This is a genomic window from Pseudomonadota bacterium (assembly GCA_026388315.1).
Lineage (GTDB): Bacteria > Desulfobacterota > Syntrophorhabdia > Syntrophorhabdales > Syntrophorhabdaceae > MWEV01.
Genome location: JAPLKA010000071.1, coordinates 1 through 18,912, shown reverse-complemented (window position 1 = coordinate 18,912; position 18,912 = coordinate 1). Strand labels below are relative to the sequence as shown.

Below are 18,912 nucleotides of genomic sequence, written 5' to 3'. Positions count from 1 at the left end.
GGAGACAGTTCTGGGGATACCTGAGAAACCGTAAAGATTATCAGTCTGCCATGGAAGCATCAGGGTTTACGGGGGTACATGACGGATTTCTGGAGAAGAAAACGCGCTGGGATACATACTGGATCGAGGGAAGCAGGAATTGATTTTTGCGAACTTTAGACTTTGGGAGGTCAAATGATCCAAGTTCAACGGCCATCAATTGGCGATGAAGAGCTGGCAGAGGTGAAAAAGGTATTTGATACCGGATGGCTCGGGATGGGCAAGTGGGTCTTTGATTTTGAGAACAGGATCAAAGAGATTTTAGGTGCAGGAAATGTTGTTGCCGTAAACACCGGAACCACAGCCCTCCATCTTGCACTGGATTCCATCGGGTTAAAAGAGGGCGATGAGGTCATTGTTCCCTCTTTGACCTTTGTGGCCACGATCCAGGCAATCGTTGCCTGCGGTGCAGCACCGGTATTCTGCGATATTGAAGGCGACACTCTTAATATGGACGCAGGGGATGCGGAAAAGAGGATCACTGCCAGAACGAAGGTGATTATGCCTGTCCATTACGGCGGCCTTCCCTGCAATATGGATGAGATATTGAGGATAGGAAAGGAAAAAAACCTAACCATAGTCGAAGATGCTGCCCATGCCTTTGGCTCATCGTATAACGGGAGAAAAATAGGCGCTTTTGGTGATATAACCTGTTTCAGCTTTGATCCAATAAAGAACATTACCTGCGGCGAAGGTGGGGCTATTACAACGAATGATGATGGGTTGGCTCAGGTGATGAGGAAAAAGAGGATACTGGGTATTGATAAAGACACGTGGAGCAGGTTCGGACAAAAAAGGGATTGGTTTTATAGCGTGAATATGCTTGGCTTCAGGTACCACATGAGTAATATCAATGCTGCCATCGGGCTCATGCAACTGAAAAAGCTCGGCAGATTTCTGAACAGAAAGAGAGAGATAGTTGAAAGATATGATAAAGCCTTCCGGGGTTTATCAGACATCGGTATACTGAGAAAGGATTACGAGAATACGGCATTCTTCAGCTACATCCTGAAAATCGAATCAAAAAGGGATGAGTTCATCGGTTTTCTCAAATCAAAAGGAATCGACAGCGGTGTCCACTATATACCAAATCATCTCCAGCCATTCTTTGAGAAGTACGCAACGGAGCTTCCCGTTACGGAGACGGTCTGGAAGGAGATTGTCACCCTTCCGCTCTATTCCGATATGACCGATGGTGACGTAGACCTTGTTATCTCATCTGTTCTCGAATTCTGCAAACAGTAACTACATTCCTATGCCTCCAAAAGTAAGCATAAATCTGTGCTGTTATAACTCGGAGAAGTTTCTGCAGGAGACCCTCAGGAGCGTCGAAGAGCAGACCTTCACCGACTGGGAGCTTGTTGTTATCAATGACGGCTCGTCTGATTCTACCGAATCGATAATCATGGAGTTTAAGAGCCGAGGATTCCCGGTGGTTTACCATTATCAGGAAAACAGGGGACTCGGCTATTCGCGTAACCGGGCAATTGAACTTTCCAGTGGAGAATATTTAGCCTTTATTGACCATGATGATATGTGGCTGCCCGAGAAGACAGTTGAGCAGGTAGATGTTGTAAAAAGTTGTCAGGATGTGGATCTTGTGTATAGCAACCTGTTTGTTACGAAAAAAGGACGGCAGATGCTCTTTCACAAAAAAAGACAGTCTTCCGGATATGTATTTGATAAGTTTTTGCGTTATTATCCGGTTTCAATTTCTACCGTTATGATAAGAAAAAGCTCTTTGGACCGTTTGGGTGATTTTTTTGACAGCAACCTCATTTTGACTGAGGAATTTGATCTTTTTATGAGAGTTCTCTATAGATCAAAGGCGGCCTATATTGATCAACCGCTGGCAGTATATCGCATTCATCCGGGCATGAGCAGCATCAAATACATTGAAAAGTTTCCCGATGAAATGGCATACACAATCGGGAAGTTCAAAAAAATGGACCCCTCTTTTGAGGCAAAATATAGCTCTGAGCTTGATTACTTGAATGCAAAAATCGGGTATTATAGGGCAAGGGCAGAAATGTTACACAATAACACACAGAAGGCAAGGGCATGCCTGTATCCCTTCAGGTTGACCGATTACAGGTTTTTCCTGCTCTATGTGATCACGTTTTTTCCACCCAAAGTATGGCATAAAATACATAGTTTTATGACAAAAGGCGCCTTTAGTGAGTCTGATTAGCCAAAAGAAGAAGATTTGTTTCGTAGCGGTCGTCGAGATTTCCGTTAAGGCTTTTCTGGTGGATCATATCAGGGCCATGACCCCTTATTTTGACATTTCCCTTATTGTGAATACGCCGGACAAAAACTTCTTAAAGCCGTTTGGTTTGGATGTAACGGTGATACCGGTGCCTATAGAGCGAAAGATCTCTCCTCTGATGGACCTCCGTGTTGTCATGCACCTCTACAGATTATTCAGAGAAGAAGGTTTTTATGTAGTACATTCCATCATGCCTAAATCGGGCCTTCTGTCTATGCTTGCTGCGTTTTTTGCACGTGTCCCTGTAAGGATTCATACTTTCACAGGTCAGGTCTGGGCAACAAGGAAAGGGTTTATGCGGTGCCTGCTCAAGTCCATGGATAAGGTTCTGGCGGCCTGTGCAACACATATACTCGTCGACAGCCATTCTCAGAGAAGCTTTCTTATGGACCAGGGTGTGATATCATCCGAAAGATCAGGCGTTATTGCTAATGGTTCCATATGCGGGGTTGATGCAGAAAGGTTTTCACCAAATGCCGAAGCAAGGGGTCGGATAAGAAGACAATACGGCATATCGGAATCCGATATCGTTTTTCTGTATCTCGGCAGGCTTAATCGTGACAAAGGATTACTTGATCTTGCCGACTCTTTTTTACAGATCTGCAAAACATACAAAAATACCCGTCTTATCATTGTCGGGCCTGACGAGCAGGGAATGAAGGAACAGATTGAATCAATCTGCACGTCCTGTCTGCAAAAAATACATTTTGAAGATTATACCGATGTGCCCGAACACTTCATTGCAGCGGCGGACGTATTTTGCCTGCCCTCCTACCGGGAAGGATTCGGGGTTGTCATTATTCAGGCAGCCTCTGCTGGTATCCCATCCATAGGATCAAGGATTTATGGCGTAACCGATACGATCGAGGATGGTATTACGGGATTTCTCTTTTCAGCCGGCAACCCCGGAGATCTTGCCCTAAAAATGAAAAAATTCTTTGATGCGCCTGAAACAGTAAAACAAATGGGCAGGGAAGCTCAAAAGAGGGCGCTGGCGTTATACGCAAAAGAAAGGGTTACAACTTCAATGCTCGATTATTATAAAAAAATCACAGGTATAGCGTGAAAAAGCAAACAAAGAATTTATTTTGAAAAGGTGTTTCGATGTTTTCCTGGCATTGGCACTGCTGATTATCTTATCTCTGCCCATGCTTATCATTGCCTGTGTTGTAAGAATTGTCATGGGCAAGCCCGTTTTGTTTGTTCAACAACGTCCGGGCCTTCATGGAGCGCCTTTTTATCTTTATAAATTCCGTACAATGACTGATGCAAGTAATAATACAGGCGAATTGCTACCGGACAAGTTACGAATGACTGCAACAGGCACGATATTACGCAGATCAAGCCTTGACGAATTACCCCAGTTATTCAATGTACTGAAGGGTGATTTAAGTTTTGTGGGTCCGAGACCTCTTCTCATGGAATATCTGCCGAGGTATTCACCGGAACAGGCGAGACGCCACGATGCAAAACCGGGTATCACCGGCTGGGCGCAGGTGAACGGCCGTAATGCTATTACCTGGGAGGAGAAGTTCAAACTTGATGTCTGGTATGTGGATCATCAGAGTTTTCGACTGGATTTGAAGATTATCTTCATGACGTTCTGGAAGATTTTGAAGCGAGAGGGAATCAGCCAATCGGGTCAGGTGACGGTCGAATATTTTCTGGGCAGCAATCAGAAGATTACAGAGGAGAAAGATGGAATCACATATAGGGTTCGCAGGGAATAGAGATAACAAGAGATGCGAGGTGAAAAATGCATAAAATAAAAGAGCACTATAAAGAAATAGCTGAGGAATATGGTGCTTCAAAACAATCAAGCATGAAAGATATCAATATAAGGGATATGGAAATTGATAAGATAATTGACGTTCTTAATGTTGTTAAAACTTATTTTAATAATCCAAAAATCTTAGAAGTGGGTTCTGGTAATGGATATTCTTCAGAGCAGATAGTCAACAAATTAAATATTCAATCAATAAAGTGCATAGACTTCTGCGAAGATTTAGTTGAAATTGCCAAAAAACGAAATGTTAAAGGAGTAACATACGAAGTAGGAGATGTTTTGAATTTGAAATTTGAAGATTCTTCTTTCGATATCGTGTTCACAGAGAGGTGTTTAATCAATTTAGATTCTTGGGAAAAACAACAAAAAGCATTGAAAGAGATCAGGAGAGTTCTTAAGAAGAACGGCGTTTTTATAATGGTAGAATCTTTTGCTGATAGCTTAAAAAATCTAAACGAAGCAAGGAATGCTGTTGGTTTAGATTCTATTCCGCAACCATTTCATAATATATTCTTTGAAAATAAAAAATTTTCAGAGTTTATTAAGAAAAAATTTGAGGATCTTTCCATTAATCATTCGGAATCAAGATTAAAAAATTGTAAGAATTTTTTAAGTAGCTATTATTTTGGTAGTAAAGTTTTATATCCAGCTTTAATTGCTGGGAAAAAAGAATTAGAATATAATAATAAATTTGTTGAGTTTTTCAGGTATATGCCAAGTTATGGTGATTATGGCTATGTGAATATGTTTGTGCTGAAGAAAATTTAAATCTCATCGTGTATTAAAAAATCTGTATGATAGACGAGATAAAAAGACTGTCGGAAAATAAAAAGGTAATCTTGCTGCTCGCAGGCCTTACGATTCTGGCATTTATCGTAAGGCTTTATAGTGTATTCTCAGCGCAAGTGATTACGCCTGACGGGATGCAATACATTGAAGTTGCCAAAATGATTGCTTCCGGCAACTTTCAGAAAATATCAACATTCAGTTTTTTCAATCTCTACCCATTTCTGATTGTGGCATTTCAAAAAGTCTTTCATGACTGGGAAATGGCAGGAAGATTGGTTTCAGCCTTATTAGGTTCACTTGCGGTTGTTCCTTTTTTTCTTCTTATCAGGGAACTTATAGGCAACCGCATTGCCTTTATGGCCTCACTCTTTTATACCATCGGTCCACGACTTGTTGAATACTCAAGTGATGTTCTAAGAGAGCCGTCCTTCTGGTTTTTTTCGATAACATCCCTCTATTGTGCCTGGAGGGGTATTACCCGTAAGAGATGGATATTTTTAGCATTAGCCAGTCTTTTTGTGGGAATGGCCACGTTTACCCGCTTTGAGGGGGCAGCACTTGTTTTGATTATTATTCTCTGGATGATCTGGTATTGTGTTGATGGAGGTATGAGTGTAAAAAACCTGTTTGTAATGGTGTTTGTATTCATCATTTCCTTTCCGCTTATTGCCTTTCCATTTCTCTTTGCCCTTAAAAACAATCTGGGAAAATGGGAATTAGGGCTTGTGGGAGAGAAGCTGCCCCGTTTAATGTTAGTGCATGATGCGGCCCGGGACCTCGAGCTGAAGCAGGAGCTTATCGATATGATTCCTTCCCATTTCAGAAATTTTTTTGATATGGCCGCAAGACACAAATACGAGATTTATTTTTCAGAGGGGATATATAAATTTGCAAAATCACTCCATGTAATATTTTTCATACTCTTTCTCTTCGGTGTTATTAAAAGAAAATATATTCCTTACAGTAAGAGTGAAATCCCTTTCCTTATCTGGATTCTTGTCTTTTTTCTAAGTATTTACATATACATGGTTAAAACGTGTTATCTCAGCACGAGACACGGACTTCTTGTGGCAATTCCTGCCCTGATATGGGCTTCAATCGGTTTTTTCGAACTAAAAGAGAGGATTGCGCATCTCTTGAGCAAAGGATCAAGAACCTTTTTTAACCTCTCAAGGCATACCACGGGGTTGCTCCTCGTAATCATTCTCATCATCGTGCTTCCCAATACACTTGCATCCTCAGGAGGCGATAAAATCGAACTGAAGAAGGCAGGTGTGTATCTGAAAAAACTCGGGTATTCCAAGGCTAAGTTTGCCGGGGAGCACTCACTTTACAGGGTTGCATTTTATGCAGATGCAGAATTTGTAACAATTCCTGTAAGGTCGGATTATAAAACATTTAACCTGCTTGTCAGGGAGAACAAGGCCGACTATGTGATGATTGATGAGAGAACCATCAACACATACATGCCCGGCTTCAAAGAAATTATTGACCCGGCACGATTTGAGAGGGTTTCCCTGCCGCAATTAGAAAACTTCAAGGAGTATTCTATAGCGGTGTATAAAATAAAGGACAAGTAGGGAAAACCGAGGAACTTTCTATGAAAATATTAAATGCCGTTTTTTTGAAGAGCGTTACATCCTATGATAACAAAAAAAGAGAAGATTTGCCGGAGATAGCCTTTATAGGCAGGTCGAATGTGGGAAAATCTTCCATGATTAACAGGCTTGTCATGCAGAAGATTGCAAGGACGAGCTCAACTCCCGGGAGAACGAGATCCATAAATTTATATAAAATTGAGTATGAATTTAAAAATGCAAAAAAATCATTCTTCATCTCTGATTTTCCCGGCTTCGGGTATTCAAAGGTTTCACGTGAGATGTATCAAGGCTGGCAGGAGATGATTGAGCAGTATATACTTCAAAATCCCAACATAAAAAGGCTTATATGGTTATTTGATGTGAGGAGGGACCTCGACGAGCTCGATAACATACTCATAGAGTGGTTGGAAGACAACAGGATACCTTTTTCTTTTGTCATTACTAAAATCGATAAAGCAACCAGAAATGAAGCAGCCTCGAAAAAGGCGCTGTTTAATAAAGTTTTCGGACCGGAACATGTGTTCGTTTTTTCAGCAAAGAGCGGGGACGGCAGAAAAGAAATACTGTCACATATATTTACTGTGGTAGAATAAAAAGTTATCTCAAATCATTAAGGTTAAATATTGATTTAAACATATAACCTTTTGATTCTATTGCTTCTTTACCACCTTCAAGTCTGTCGAGTATCGCTATGGTGCCTTTTACGTTATAGCCTGCTTTTTCAGTAACATCTATAGCTTTTAGTGATGAACCCCCCGTTGTGACTACATCTTCAAGTATCACAACATTCATTCCCTTCCTTAAATTTTTCCCGCCTTCCACCCAGAGGTTTGAACCATGACCTTTGGGCTCCTTCCTGATAAAAAATCCCATCAAATGATCTTTCCGGTTGTAGGCCTCCAATACAACGGCGCACACAAGCGGATCCCCCCCGATACTCACCCCTCCAACGGCATCAATCCCCGGTATATCTTTCGCCATCCCGTACATGATGTTTCCAACAAGATGCATACCCTCAGGGTTGAGTGTCGTCTCTTTACAATCAATATAGAATGCGCTCCTCTTGCCGCTCGTAAGTACAAAATCCCCTTCCTCATAAGATAGGTCTTTCAGAATTTCTAACAACCTTTCCCGTTCGCTCATATTCAGTGAGCCCCCTAATAATTTGATAATGAATCAGGATAGTATTTTATAGCTTAAAACTCAACACTCAAAATTCAAAACTGCATTTATCGCTTTACAAACAGTTCCATCTGCTCAAGTTCCATGCCCCACGGGAACTTTAAAGGGTAATCACCGGTAAAGCAGGCGTCACAGAAGGAATAGTCAAATGACGCCTCATCCTGCCCGATTGCCCTTTTCATGCCGTCAACACTGAGGTACTGGAGCGTGTCAGACTCCATGTATTTGTTTATCTCATCTACCTGGTGGGACGATGCAATGAGCTCCGTCCTTGACGGGGTATCGATACCATAGAAGCAGGGATGTGTCGTAGGGGGGGAGCTTACCCTGAAATGTATCTCCTTTGCCCCGTATTGTCTTAACATTTTAATGATCTTTCTGCCTGTCGTTGCCCTTACGATTGAATCATCAACAACAACAATTCTTTTGCCTTTTACAGTATCACGAACTGCATTAAGTTTCAATTTTACCCCGAAATGTCTGATTGATTCCTCGGGCTCTATGAAGGTTCTTCCTACGTAATGGTTTCTTATAAGACCAAGTTCAAAAGGTATCCCTGTCTCCTGGGAATAACCAATGGCAGCGCCAATCCCGGAATCAGGAATAGGTATAACCATATCTGCATCCACATGGGTTTCCTTTGCTAATTCCCTGCCAAATGCCTTCCTTACCGAATACACGGTTCTTCCGAACATGTAACTATCCGGCCTTGCAAAGTAGACATATTCAAATATACAATAGTGTGGCCGGACTTTTTTAAATGGTTTATATGATTTTATTCCATCGCGGCTTATGTGCAGAATTTCACCGGGCTCGATCTCCCTCAAATAATTTGCCTCTATAAGGTCAAAAGCACAGGTTTCGCTGGATACAACAAACGAATTCTTTAGTTTGCCGAGGACAAGGGGTCTGAATCCATAGGGGTCTCGCACAGCAATGAGTTCCTTGTTCGTCAGAATGAGGAGGGAGTAAGACCCCTCAATCCTTTTAAGGGCGCTGATCAACCTTTCCACGGTGGTAAATTCGTGTGAAAGCGCTATAAGGTGGATGATAACCTCAGTGTCAGTGGTTGACTGGAAGATTGAGCCGTAATTCTCCAGCTCCTCTCTTATTACCTTTGCGTTCGTGAGATTTCCGTTATGAGCTACCGACAGAAAGCCTTTTGAATACTCAACTGCCAAGGGCTGTGCGCTGACGAGGCGGCTTGATCCTGCGGTTGAGTATCTGACATGCCCGATTGCAGAGTGTCCCTGGATTTTTTTCAGTACACTTTCGTCAAAAATATCGGATACATGGCCCATTTCCTTGTGAACTGCCATGTTTGTGCCGTTAGTGCTTACGATGCCGGCGCTTTCCTGTCCTCTATGCTGCAAGGCGTGGAGTCCAAGGTAGGTCATATTGGCAGCGTCTTTATAGTTAAAAACTCCGAAAATCCCACACATATGTAACTCCTGTACTATGTTTCCTGATGCTGGATACTCTATTACCGGGGCTTGCGTCGCCCCCTCCACCAGCAAAGCTGTCGGAGTCACCCCCTCAAGCTCGCACTGCTCGCAGACGTTTTACGTTTTGTTTCTTTCTAACTGATTTTTGAAAAACCTTACGATATCTTCATCGATAAGGTAAAAGTTTATCTCCTTCAAAGATGTTTCTCCGTTGTCTTTCAGAAATCTCTTGGTTTCGTCTACCATAATTTGTGCACAACGCTCTTTTGGAAAACCAAATATCCCTGCACTGATAGCAGGCATTGAAATGGCTTTAAAGCCCCTTTGTGTCGCGAGATTCAATATGTTCTTAACGGCATTTTTCAACTTGTTCTCTTCATCGCCTTCCCCCCAACGGGGTCCCACGGCGTGGATTACATACTTTGCCTTCAGTTTGCCTGCTGATGTTATTGCGCAGTTACCTACAGGCACATACCCGATTTTGTTGCTTTCCTCCTGGATAATACTGCCGCCTTTTCTCACAATGGCTCCGGCAACACCACCGCCATGCTGGAGATGCGAGTTTGCCGCATTCACGATGGCATCGACGTTGCTTTCCGTCAAATCACCCCTGATAATGCTTACCTTAGTGTTTTCTATTACAATGCTTTTTAATGTCCCCATGGTAACCCCAACAAATTTCGGATTGTCCCGCCTTCGGCAGGATTAAACCGTACGGATTTCGGATTGCAGATTTCATTTCTTTTGTTTCGCAGTTCGCATTTGCACTTTCACGTTTTATAATTGTAATATAAAATGAAGAAATGGAAAAGGAAAAAGATCAGTTCAATGCTTCCATCGAGATGATTAAAGGCGTTGGTTCGAAGATTGCCGGCATATTTAAAAAAAGAGGGATTGAAACAGTGGAAGACCTTTTGTATTTTTTACCCTTCAGATATGAAGACAGGAGGGATATATGTAACATAAATGAAGTAAATGAAGGGGAAAAGGCATCAGTGCTTGGGACGGTAACAGCATATAAATCCTTATTCTTCAGACATTCACGAAAAAAGGCCTTTGAAGCGATTATCGAAGACGGCACAGGTACTTTATCGATTAAATGGTTTCAGTGGAACAAGTATTATTTGAAGAACATTTGCAGAAAAGGCAATCTCTTGTTGCTGTCAGGCGAAGTAAAAAAGTTTGGAGCGCAGCTCCAGATGATTCATCCGGATATTACAATGATTGACCATGAAGATGAAGTAAAAAACTATAAAACCGTTATGCCTGTTTATTCAGAGATAGAGGGTATCAAACAGGGGGTCTTGAGGAATATCATAAAAGAGGCATTTGAACGTTTTGGAGGACATATTCAGAGCGTTATCCCGGAAAGTGTAGAAAATATTCACGGTTTAATAACGCTCTGCGAAGCATTTCAATGCCTCCATTTTCCGGAACCCATCACGAATCACGCTTCACGAATCACGCCCCTTGATCGCCTGATCTTCGAGGAGTATTTTCTTTTCCAGTCGGCATTACTGATGAAAAAAAGGGAGATAAAACAGGGGAAGGGCATACGTTTCAAAACGGACGGTACTTTTTACAGACGGTTTAAAGATGGGCTCCCCTTTGAGCTGACAGACGCCCAGGACAGAGTTGTCAGGGAAATTGAGCATGATATGGGACTCAATGAGCCTATGAACAGACTTCTTCAGGGGGATGTGGGGTGCGGCAAAACGGTCTGCGCTGTTCTGGCTTCCTGTATTGCCATAGATAATGGCTATCAGGTGGCTTTCATGGCTCCTACCGGGATACTTGCCGAGCAGCACTACCTTTCTGTTCACAGGTTTTTTGATGGACTGGGAATCTCTGTAGCGTTTCTGAGGGGAAATCTGGGCAAAGAGAGGAAAGGCATCCTTGAACATATCAGGGATGGAGAAACCTCCGTAATTGTCGGTACCCATGCCCTTATCCAGAAGGATGTAATGTTCCGCAGGCTCGGCCTTGTCATTATTGATGAACAGCACAGATTCGGTGTTATACAGCGAAAAACCCTGAAAGGCAGGGGCCAGGGGGAAGATGGGTCAGAAACGGCGTATCGGCGAAACGGCGTATCGGCGATAGAAGCCCCTGATGACTTTCAATCCGCAATCCGCAATCCGCAATCCGCAATTAATGTTGTTCCCGACACATTGGTTATGACGGCAACACCGATCCCGCGGACACTATCCATGGCTATCTATGGCGACCTCGATGTATCGGTTATTGATGAACTGCCCAAAGGACGTCAGAAAATATTGACAAAGGTTTATCTGGAACAGAATAAGCCGGCCGTTTACAAGATGATGGAAGAGGAGCTGGAGAACGGGAAACAGATATTTATTGTCTATCCGCTGGTTGAAGAATCTGACAAAAGCGAGCTCTTGAACGCAAAGGATATGGCTGCCCATTTTCGCAAAACGGTTTTCCCCTCCAGAAAAATAGGCCTTCTCCATGGAAGAATGAAACCTGAAGAAAAAGAAAAGGTCATGGGGAGATTCAAAAACAATGAGATTGACATCCTTGTGTGTACGACGGTCATCGAGGTTGGCATTGATGTGCCTAATGCCACGATGATTGTGATAGAACACGCAGAACGGTTCGGGCTATCCCAGCTCCATCAGTTGAGGGGGAGGGTCGGGAGAGGTATCCACGCATCAAAATGCATCCTCATCACATCTACGAAAAGGACAGATGTAGCGACAAAGAGATTAAAGGTGATGGAGAGCACATCGGACGGTTTCAAGATCGCTGAAGAGGATATGAAGATGCGGGGGCCGGGCGAGATGTTGGGGTCAAGGCAATCCGGCATCCCCGATTTCAGAGTGGGGGATGTTGTGCGTGACGTAAATATTATGATACATGCCAGAGAGATTGCAGACGAAGCAATGGGGAAAATGACCGTCCATGAGTTGAACAGGATTAAGGAGAAGGCAAAGGAACGCTGGAAGGATAAAATCCATTTAGTTGATGTAGCATAAATGGATTAGAATTTTAAAAGGAGGCGTTATGAGAAGGGCAAAAATAGTGTGTACCATAGGGCCGGTGACGAGCAGCGAAAAGCAGCTTGAGGCGCTCATTACCAGCGGTATGGATGTGGCGAGGTTGAATTTTTCACATGGTGATCATGCGAGCCATGGTGAAGTGATTAAAAGGATCAGAAAGGTATCCAAAAGGCTGAAAAAAGAGGTCTCCATCCTCCAGGACCTTCAGGGCATCAAGATAAGGGTAGGGCGGCTCAAAGGAGAGAAGGTTAAACTTGAAAAAGGCGCCGGACTTACCATACTGAAAGGTGATGAGGAAGGGGACGGCAAAAGGATATTCATCGATTACCCCTGGCTGATAGATGATGCAAAGGTTGGGGATTTTATCCTGCTTGATGATGGTCTCATGAAGCTCGAAGTTACAAAAAAAGATAAGGATGCCCTGGGCGCCACGGTAATTGAAGGCGGGATATTAAAAGAACACAAGGGTGTTAATCTGCCGCATATGAAGATCAGCGCTCCATTTTTTACCGAGAAGGACAAGAAAGACCTGGAGTTCGGCATCACAATGGATGTTGATTATGTTGCCCTCTCTTTCGTGAGAACCGCGACGGACGTAAAGACCGTAAAAAAGTGGCTCTCAAAAAGAGGCGCGCAGATCCCCCTCATTGCAAAGATTGAAAAGGAAGAGGCGATACACAATATTGACGGCATACTGGAAGAGGTGGATGGAATCATGGTTGCGAGAGGCGATCTGGGGGTAGAGATGCCCCTTGAAGAAGTCCCCATGTTTCAGAAGATGCTCATAGAAAAGGCGAACATGAACGGGCGAATCGTTATTACTGCGACGCAGATGCTCGAGTCGATGACCCAGCATTCAAGACCAACACGGGCGGAATCCACTGATGTGGCCAATGCGGTGATTGACGGAACGGATGCCCTGATGCTCTCCGGAGAGACTTCAGCAGGAAAATACCCCATAGAAGCCGTAAGAGTGATGGACAGGATCATCTCCTATACGGAGACTGCTATGCCAACGCAATCTGCTGCGCACAAAAGGCAAAAGGATATTTTGAAGCCGGAAGGGTCTGAACTGCCCAGGGCGATTGCCCATGCAGCATCCCGGGCCGCAGAAGAAACAGGGGCCAGATGGATTGTGGCCTTTACAAAGTCAGGATTCACTGCGCGCTTGATTTCCAAATTCAGACCGGCAACACCCATCGTTGCATTATCACCCGATGAGCAGGTTGTGAGGCGGATGCCTATCTACTGGGGTGTTATCCCTTATATGGTCAGAAATATGGAAAATACCGACCAACTCGTCAATGAAGTAGAATCTGCCCTTGTCCGGTCGGGGTACGCGAAGTCCGGAGACAGGATTGTCATAGTGGCAAGCCTCCCGCCTTCAATATCGGGTAAGACAAATTTTATGAAGATACACGAGATTAAATAATAGAATTATGCAAGGAGAAAGAGATTGTGTTGACACAGAGCATAATTCTGTTTATTCCGAATGAAATATTTGTTATTTTAATATGAATATGTTCCGTTATCTAACACTTATTATCATCGCCATCTTAATGACGGGTTGTGCTTCATTGCCGAAGGATATCCCGAAGGTTCCATCCTATGCTGTTGAAATCCGGGATGAAACAAAACTTGGAAAGACTGTGGCTCTGAAAGCGGAGAAGCATCCCGGTGAGTCCGGTTTTTACATATTGCCGTCAGATATTGATGCGTTTATTGCCCGGGCTCTTCTCGTTGAGGCCGCCGAGCGCACCCTTGATCTTCAGTATTACATTGTCAACGATGACCTTACCGTTAGCGTTCTCATGGAGAGGCTGATCCGTGCCGCAGACCGTGGAGTCAGGGTACGGCTGCTTTTTGATGATCTCGGTACGGGGCTCAATGATTCCCAGTTGTGGTTGCTCAACAACCATCCCAACATTGAGATACGCCTCTTCAACCCTGTTCCGGATCGGCGTAAAGGATTTCCCCGTTTATTCGCCCTTGTGGGCAACTTTAAACTGCTTAACCACAGAATGCACAATAAGGCGTTTGTTGTTGATAATACTATCGGTATCGTAGGAGGACGGAACCTTGCCGATGAATATTTCGGGGCAAGGGAAGATCAGAATTTTTCTGATATGGATATAATGGCCGCAGGCCCTATTGTGAAGGACATTTCGAAAAGTTTTGATATATATTGGAACAGCGAATGGGCAATTCCTTTTGAATTCTTTGATTCAAGACAGCCTGCCGATGAGGATTATAAGAAGGCCTTTGAGATATTGAAGGAAAAAAACAATAAGGCGAGAGATTCGAAATACGCGGTTAGTCTCAGGGAATCCGATTTTCTGAATCGTTTAGTTGCCGGTAACATCTCTTCGAGCTGGGCAAAGGGTTTTGTGGTGTATGACCTGCCCGAAAAGATTACCGATGATGACCACACGAATTCTGCCGTTTATCTTGGAACGCAATTGTTTTCCCTTATAAAAGATGTAAAATCGGAAGTGATCCTCATATCTCCTTATTTTGTTCCCGGAAAGACAGGTGTTGAATTCTATGGCAAATTGCAGGAAAGCGGTATCCAGGTCAGGATTGGAACAAATTCCCTCGCTTCTACGGATGTAGTGTCGGTCCATTCCGGTTATGCGAGGTATCGTAAGAGTTTGCTCGAAAAGGGTGTTGAAATCTATGAGATGAAGCCTGAAACCGGAGATAAAGAGAAGGAGGGAAGGAGAAGATTCATCGGCTCGTCCCGGGGAAGCCTTCACGCAAAAATTTACATCTTTGATGGAAAGTCTGTTTTTGTGGGCTCCAGGAACCTTGATGCCAGGTCAAAACAGACAAATACAGAAATCGGCATTTATGTAGAAAGCCCCGAGATTGCCGAGCAGGCAAGGAAATTTTTTGAAAACGGGTCATTGCCGCAATACAGCTATAAAGTAACCCTATCCGATAATTCCAGTCTGATATGGAAAACAGAGGAAAATGGAAAGGAAGTTGTGTATACCCATGATCCGATGACATCCATCTGGCGTCGCCTTTCTGTACAATTCATGTCTATCTTTGTTCCTGAATCATTTCTTTAGCTGAAAAATGTAAAGACAGCGGGACATTGTTGCAATCGTTACATTGTTTTCCATATACGACAAACTCTCTTGATGGCTGTTTTGCGTATCTCAAAGAATTAGTGAGGGTCCACCGGGTTTCAAAAAGAAACCTCAGAATCAAGATTATTGAAGATATTTTATGGAAATAAAAAGCCCTTAAAAGTCGTATTATACCAGAAACTCACTTGATGAATTGACTGATTTCTTTCGCATTTGAATAGGTAGATGCGATTAGTATCGCATCTACAGGCCTTTTTATAGAGCTGGTATCGGGCTTGCCCCGCTTGCTTGGCTTGATACATGGCGATTATTAAAATTTGCCCTGTCAATCAAAAATCAAATGCAGAAACGCCGCATAAGTATCGTCTGTGCTGTTCAGATTCACTTCAGTGGAGAGGGGGCATGTTTCCGCAGCAAATCGGCAAACTGTTCCGGCACAATAGGTTTACTGAAGTAGTAACCCTGCATCTCGTCACAGGAGTGTTCCTTTAAGAAGTTCATTTGTTCTACCGTTTCTACACCTTCGGCCACGACGGTAAGACTTAGGGTTTTGCCCATAGCTATAATCGCCTCGGTGATCGCCCTGTCTTCAGCGTCTTTCGGGATGTTGCGGATGAAGGATCTGTCCACCTTGAGCGTATCGATGGGGAAGTGCTTGATTTGGGCAAGAGAAGAGTATCCGGTGCCGAAATCGTCAATGGCCAGCCGCACGCCCATGCTTTTGATTTTAGCCAACACAGAAATCATGTGCGCAGGATTATGCATCACCATGCTTTCGGTAATTTCGAGTTCCAGCAGGTTTGGCGCCATGCCGGAATCTTTCAAAGCTGCCCCGATATCATTTATCAGATTGTCATCCGTGAGTTGCCGCAGTGACAAATTTACCGCCATGCAGACAGCGGGAAGACCCTGCTGTTGCCAGGCGACATTTTGGGCACACGCGGTCTTCAATACCCATCGGCCCATGGACATGATCAGACCTGTTTCTTCGGCCACGGGAATGAATTGCGTGGGGGTTACCGAACCAAGATATGGATTCTGCCAGCGAAGGAGCGCCTCTACGCCAGTGATCGCGTTCGTTTTGAAGTCAACTTTTGCCTGATAATGCAAAGAGAGCTCATTGCGCTCAAGGGCAAAGCGCAGGTTTGTTTCGATCGATAGACGTTCTAACGATTTTGATTGAATATCTTCAGAGTAGAATTGGTAATTGTTCTTGCCTTCCTCTTTGGCAAGATACATGGCTATATCGGCATTTTTCATCAGGGATTGCTCATCTTCGGCATCCTTCGGGTACATGCAGATGCCGATGCTCGCCGTTATACGGCATTTTTGCCCCATAAGAGTTATGGGTTTAATAATGCTGGTAAGGATCTTGTTGGCTACGATTGTGACTTGACTCAACTCATTCACTTCTTCGATCAGTATAATGAATTCATCGCCTCCCAGACGACCGACAATATCAACTGCCCGCAGCGGCTGCTTCAACCGCGTGGCGATTTCTTGCAGCAGTTGATCTCCTGCCTCGTGCCCCAAGGTATCATTAATAATCTTGAAGCGATCCAAGTCGATGAACAACACGGCAAACTGACGCTGATAACGCTGCGCCGCCTGAATGGCATGATTTAGCAGTTGGCTGAACATCGAGCGGTTGGGCAGTCCTGTCAGGACGTCGTGTGTGGCGAGGTACTGAATCCGATCTTCGGTGTGTTTGCGCTCAGTGATGTCGCGGACAACCGCCTGAACAACCTGTTTGCCATCCAGTTCCATGGCAGTGAGCAGCACCTCGGCGGGAAAGGTCTCGCCGGTGTCGTTTCTCTTGTGCGTCCACTCAAAGCGAATGCTGCCCTTTTCCATCGCCGTCGCAATCATCTGGTTGGCCAGCACCATGGAATCCGTGCCGCACGGCTGTTGCGGCGGTGACAAAATGGCGGGGTGTTTCGAGGAAAACTCCTCCTGGGTCGCGCAGCCGAAGATCGCCAGGGTCGCCTTGTTGCAGTCGAAAAAGCCCTTCTCGTCCAGCAACATCACCGCGTCGCTGGACGAATCGTAGAGCGTACGGAACTTCGTCTCCGAGCGGTGCAGTGCCTCCTCCGCCCGTCTGCGCTCGGTGATATCCCGAACAATTCCACCCGTGCTAGTAATTCGTTCCCCATCGCGAATAATAAATGGTCTGATAAGAACATACACCATAGAGCCATCTACACTTATAATAGGTATCTCGATCTCATTAAACATCTTCCCGGATTGTATTCCGTTTTTATAGCTCTTCAATATTTCTTTTCTTGCCGATGGCTCTACGAATTCTATAAAACATTTATTCAATAATTTATCAGGACTATCAAAACCATGAATACTCGCCAATGCATTGTTGGCAAATAGAATAGTGCCTTTTTCATCAATAATGTAGATTCCGTCATTCATATTATCTACCAAATATCGGTATTTTTCTTCGCTCTTCTGCAGTGCTTCCTCCGCCTGCTTACGCTCTGTGATGTCTGTGTGAATACCAATTAAGCCAATAATATTGCCATTGTCATCCTTGACCGCATCTGCCCGCAAAAAAACCGGGAATCGCCGCCCACCCTTGGCTACCATTATGGTCTCGCCCACCCAGGGGGAGCCCTGCATAATGGTCTCGAAGACCTCGCGTCCCACCTCAGGATCTGCATACGTAACGATGGGTTCTAACGGTTTGTTGAGCTCTTCGACCGAATATTCAAACAGGTCAAGAAAGGCTTTGTTCTGGTAGAAATGGCTCCCCTGAGGATTTGCCATGCCAATGGCCTCACCGGAGCTTTCTACGGCCTTTTTGATTTGAATAAGCGCCCACTCACTCTCTGCCAGCGCCCGTTCCGCGATATCCTTCTGGATGACAAGGGCAATGGCCTCGCTCAGCCCCTCAAGAGTGGCGTCCATATCCGGAGAGATCTCGAACTTCGCAAAGAGGGCCAGCACCCCGAGGGTCTCACCATCCTGAGGTCGCAGCTGGTAGCCGGCAAACGCCACCAGTCCGAGGTTTTTTGCCCATTCATTATCATGGACACGTGGATCGCGCTGGACATTGTTTGTCAGGAATCTTATCTCTTCCCCGGATGCGATGCGCCCGATCTTGTAGGTGCCGAACGGGACGCGCCGGTGGACTTTCCCGTCAATATGGGTGTATCTGCCCGAACTGGCTTTCAGGTACAGGCACTTGTCGCGATACCGGCAGACATGCGGCTCTTCCAAGGCTTCGGCATGCATGCAGCCGGCGCTGCACAGGTCTCCTTTCCCGATAATCCAGATCCGGCAGAAATCTGCGCCGAAAGTCTCAACGACGCCATCGGTAATGCGCTTCAGCTTCTCGTCAAACGGGACAGGTTCAAGAACCAGACCGAGGATTCGATTTATCCCTTCCTGCCAGGATCTATACATGATTTTGGCCCTCCTCTAACCACTTCTTTTATGAAAAAGTGAATCCCTTCTCCAGGAAAAGCCGCAGACATGCATCCACAGCGGCCGGATCGTAGAGGATGCCCCTGTTCTTTTTGATTTCCTCCAGGGCGGCGTCAATACCGAGGCCAGGTCGGTAGGGGCGATGAGAACTCATGGCTTCGACGACGTCGGCGACGGAAATTATCTGCGCCTCCAGCGAGATTTCCTCCCCTTTGAGCCCCCGGGGATAACCGGCGCCGTCAAGGCGC

15 protein-coding genes are annotated in these 18,912 nt (G+C 44.7%); 10 read left to right on the top strand and 5 right to left on the bottom strand.

Annotated elements, in window-relative coordinates:
• Positions 1–174 precede the first annotated feature (174 nt).
• Genes NTX75_10425 through yihA form a run of 7 tightly spaced genes read left to right on the top strand, consistent with a single transcriptional unit; the run spans position 175 to position 7,077 of the window.
• On the top strand, positions 175–1,284 hold the full coding sequence (locus tag NTX75_10425) for a DegT/DnrJ/EryC1/StrS aminotransferase family protein (GenBank protein ID MCX5816635.1): 1,110 nt from the start codon (positions 175–177) through the stop codon (positions 1,282–1,284).
• 10 nt (positions 1,285–1,294) lie between these two features.
• The gene (locus NTX75_10420; protein MCX5816634.1) at positions 1,295–2,230 is read left to right on the top strand and encodes a glycosyltransferase; all 936 of its coding nucleotides are present in this window, start codon (positions 1,295–1,297) and stop codon (positions 2,228–2,230) included.
• Positions 2,217–3,374 (top strand): glycosyltransferase family 4 protein, encoded by a 1,158-nt coding sequence (locus tag NTX75_10415; protein ID MCX5816633.1) that lies wholly within the window; start codon positions 2,217–2,219, stop codon positions 3,372–3,374. Before NTX75_10420 ends, NTX75_10415 begins: the two co-directional genes overlap by 14 nt.
• A 19-nt stretch (positions 3,375–3,393) precedes the next feature.
• Positions 3,394–4,038, top strand: coding sequence for a sugar transferase (locus tag NTX75_10410; GenBank protein ID MCX5816632.1), 645 nt, complete (start codon positions 3,394–3,396; stop codon positions 4,036–4,038).
• Positions 4,039–4,064: 26 nt separating this feature from the next.
• The gene (locus NTX75_10405; protein MCX5816631.1) at positions 4,065–4,862 is read left to right on the top strand and encodes a class I SAM-dependent methyltransferase; all 798 of its coding nucleotides are present in this window, start codon (positions 4,065–4,067) and stop codon (positions 4,860–4,862) included.
• Positions 4,863–4,888: 26 nt separating this feature from the next.
• Positions 4,889–6,463, top strand: a complete 1,575-nt coding sequence (locus NTX75_10400) for a glycosyltransferase family 39 protein (GenBank protein MCX5816630.1) — start codon at positions 4,889–4,891, stop codon at positions 6,461–6,463.
• Between the two features lie 20 nt (positions 6,464–6,483).
• Entirely contained in the window at positions 6,484–7,077 is a 594-nt protein-coding gene (gene yihA / locus NTX75_10395) for a ribosome biogenesis GTP-binding protein YihA/YsxC (protein ID MCX5816629.1), read from the top strand.
• A gap of 4 nt (positions 7,078–7,081) precedes the next feature.
• On the opposite strand, the gene pyrE is transcribed toward yihA, so the two are convergent.
• The 3 genes from pyrE to NTX75_10380 form a co-directional block, all read right to left on the bottom strand.
• Complete coding sequence (pyrE, locus tag NTX75_10390; GenBank protein ID MCX5816628.1) at positions 7,082–7,627, bottom strand: orotate phosphoribosyltransferase; 546 nt, start codon at positions 7,625–7,627, stop codon at positions 7,082–7,084.
• Between the two features lie 86 nt (positions 7,628–7,713).
• Entirely contained in the window at positions 7,714–9,108 is a 1,395-nt protein-coding gene (gene purF / locus NTX75_10385) for an amidophosphoribosyltransferase (protein ID MCX5816627.1), read from the bottom strand.
• 120 nt (positions 9,109–9,228) lie between these two features.
• Positions 9,229–9,774: a macro domain-containing protein gene (locus NTX75_10380; GenBank protein ID MCX5816626.1), complete on the bottom strand. Its 546-nt coding sequence runs from the start codon at positions 9,772–9,774 to the stop codon at positions 9,229–9,231.
• Positions 9,775–9,914: 140 nt separating this feature from the next.
• Between NTX75_10380 and recG the strand changes: the two genes are divergently transcribed.
• The 3 genes from recG (at position 9,915) to NTX75_10365 (ending at position 15,208) form a co-directional block, all read left to right on the top strand.
• Positions 9,915–12,110, top strand: a complete 2,196-nt coding sequence (recG, locus tag NTX75_10375; protein MCX5816625.1) for an ATP-dependent DNA helicase RecG — start codon at positions 9,915–9,917, stop codon at positions 12,108–12,110.
• 28 nt (positions 12,111–12,138) lie between these two features.
• Positions 12,139–13,566 (top strand): pyruvate kinase, encoded by a 1,428-nt coding sequence (gene pyk, locus NTX75_10370; GenBank protein MCX5816624.1) that lies wholly within the window; start codon positions 12,139–12,141, stop codon positions 13,564–13,566.
• A gap of 88 nt (positions 13,567–13,654) precedes the next feature.
• Complete coding sequence (locus tag NTX75_10365) at positions 13,655–15,208, top strand: phospholipase D family protein (GenBank protein MCX5816623.1); 1,554 nt, start codon at positions 13,655–13,657, stop codon at positions 15,206–15,208.
• Positions 15,209–15,610: 402 nt separating this feature from the next.
• Here NTX75_10365 and NTX75_10360 read toward each other — a convergent pair whose 3' ends face one another.
• Both NTX75_10360 and NTX75_10355 read right to left on the bottom strand, forming a co-directional pair.
• Positions 15,611–18,643, bottom strand: coding sequence for an EAL domain-containing protein (locus NTX75_10360; GenBank protein ID MCX5816622.1), 3,033 nt, complete (start codon positions 18,641–18,643; stop codon positions 15,611–15,613).
• A gap of 28 nt (positions 18,644–18,671) precedes the next feature.
• Positions 18,672–18,912, bottom strand: a 241-nt coding sequence (locus tag NTX75_10355) for a hypothetical protein (GenBank protein MCX5816621.1), incomplete at its 5' end; no start/stop codon positions are given.

Bases quoted from the DNA above. Each gene is read 5' to 3' on its own strand.
- NTX75_10380 (MCX5816626.1), bottom strand. From the start codon at position 9,774: ATGGGGACATTAAAAAGCATTGTAATAGAAAACACTAAGGTAAGCATT.
- NTX75_10360 (MCX5816622.1), bottom strand. From the start codon at position 18,643: ATGTATAGATCCTGGCAGGAAGGGATAAATCGAATCCTCGGTCTGGTT.
- NTX75_10420 (MCX5816634.1), top strand. From the start codon at position 1,295: ATGCCTCCAAAAGTAAGCATAAATCTGTGCTGTTATAACTCGGAGAAG.
- NTX75_10400 (MCX5816630.1), top strand. From the start codon at position 4,889: ATGATAGACGAGATAAAAAGACTGTCGGAAAATAAAAAGGTAATCTTG.
- NTX75_10405 (MCX5816631.1), top strand. From the start codon at position 4,065: ATGCATAAAATAAAAGAGCACTATAAAGAAATAGCTGAGGAATATGGT.
- recG (MCX5816625.1), top strand. From the start codon at position 9,915: ATGGAAAAGGAAAAAGATCAGTTCAATGCTTCCATCGAGATGATTAAA.
- purF (MCX5816627.1), bottom strand. From the start codon at position 9,108: ATGTGTGGGATTTTCGGAGTTTTTAACTATAAAGACGCTGCCAATATG.
- pyrE (MCX5816628.1), bottom strand. From the start codon at position 7,627: ATGAGCGAACGGGAAAGGTTGTTAGAAATTCTGAAAGACCTATCTTAT.
- NTX75_10365 (MCX5816623.1), top strand. From the start codon at position 13,655: ATGTTCCGTTATCTAACACTTATTATCATCGCCATCTTAATGACGGGT.
- pyk (MCX5816624.1), top strand. From the start codon at position 12,139: ATGAGAAGGGCAAAAATAGTGTGTACCATAGGGCCGGTGACGAGCAGC.
- NTX75_10425 (MCX5816635.1), top strand. From the start codon at position 175: ATGATCCAAGTTCAACGGCCATCAATTGGCGATGAAGAGCTGGCAGAG.
- yihA (MCX5816629.1), top strand. From the start codon at position 6,484: ATGAAAATATTAAATGCCGTTTTTTTGAAGAGCGTTACATCCTATGAT.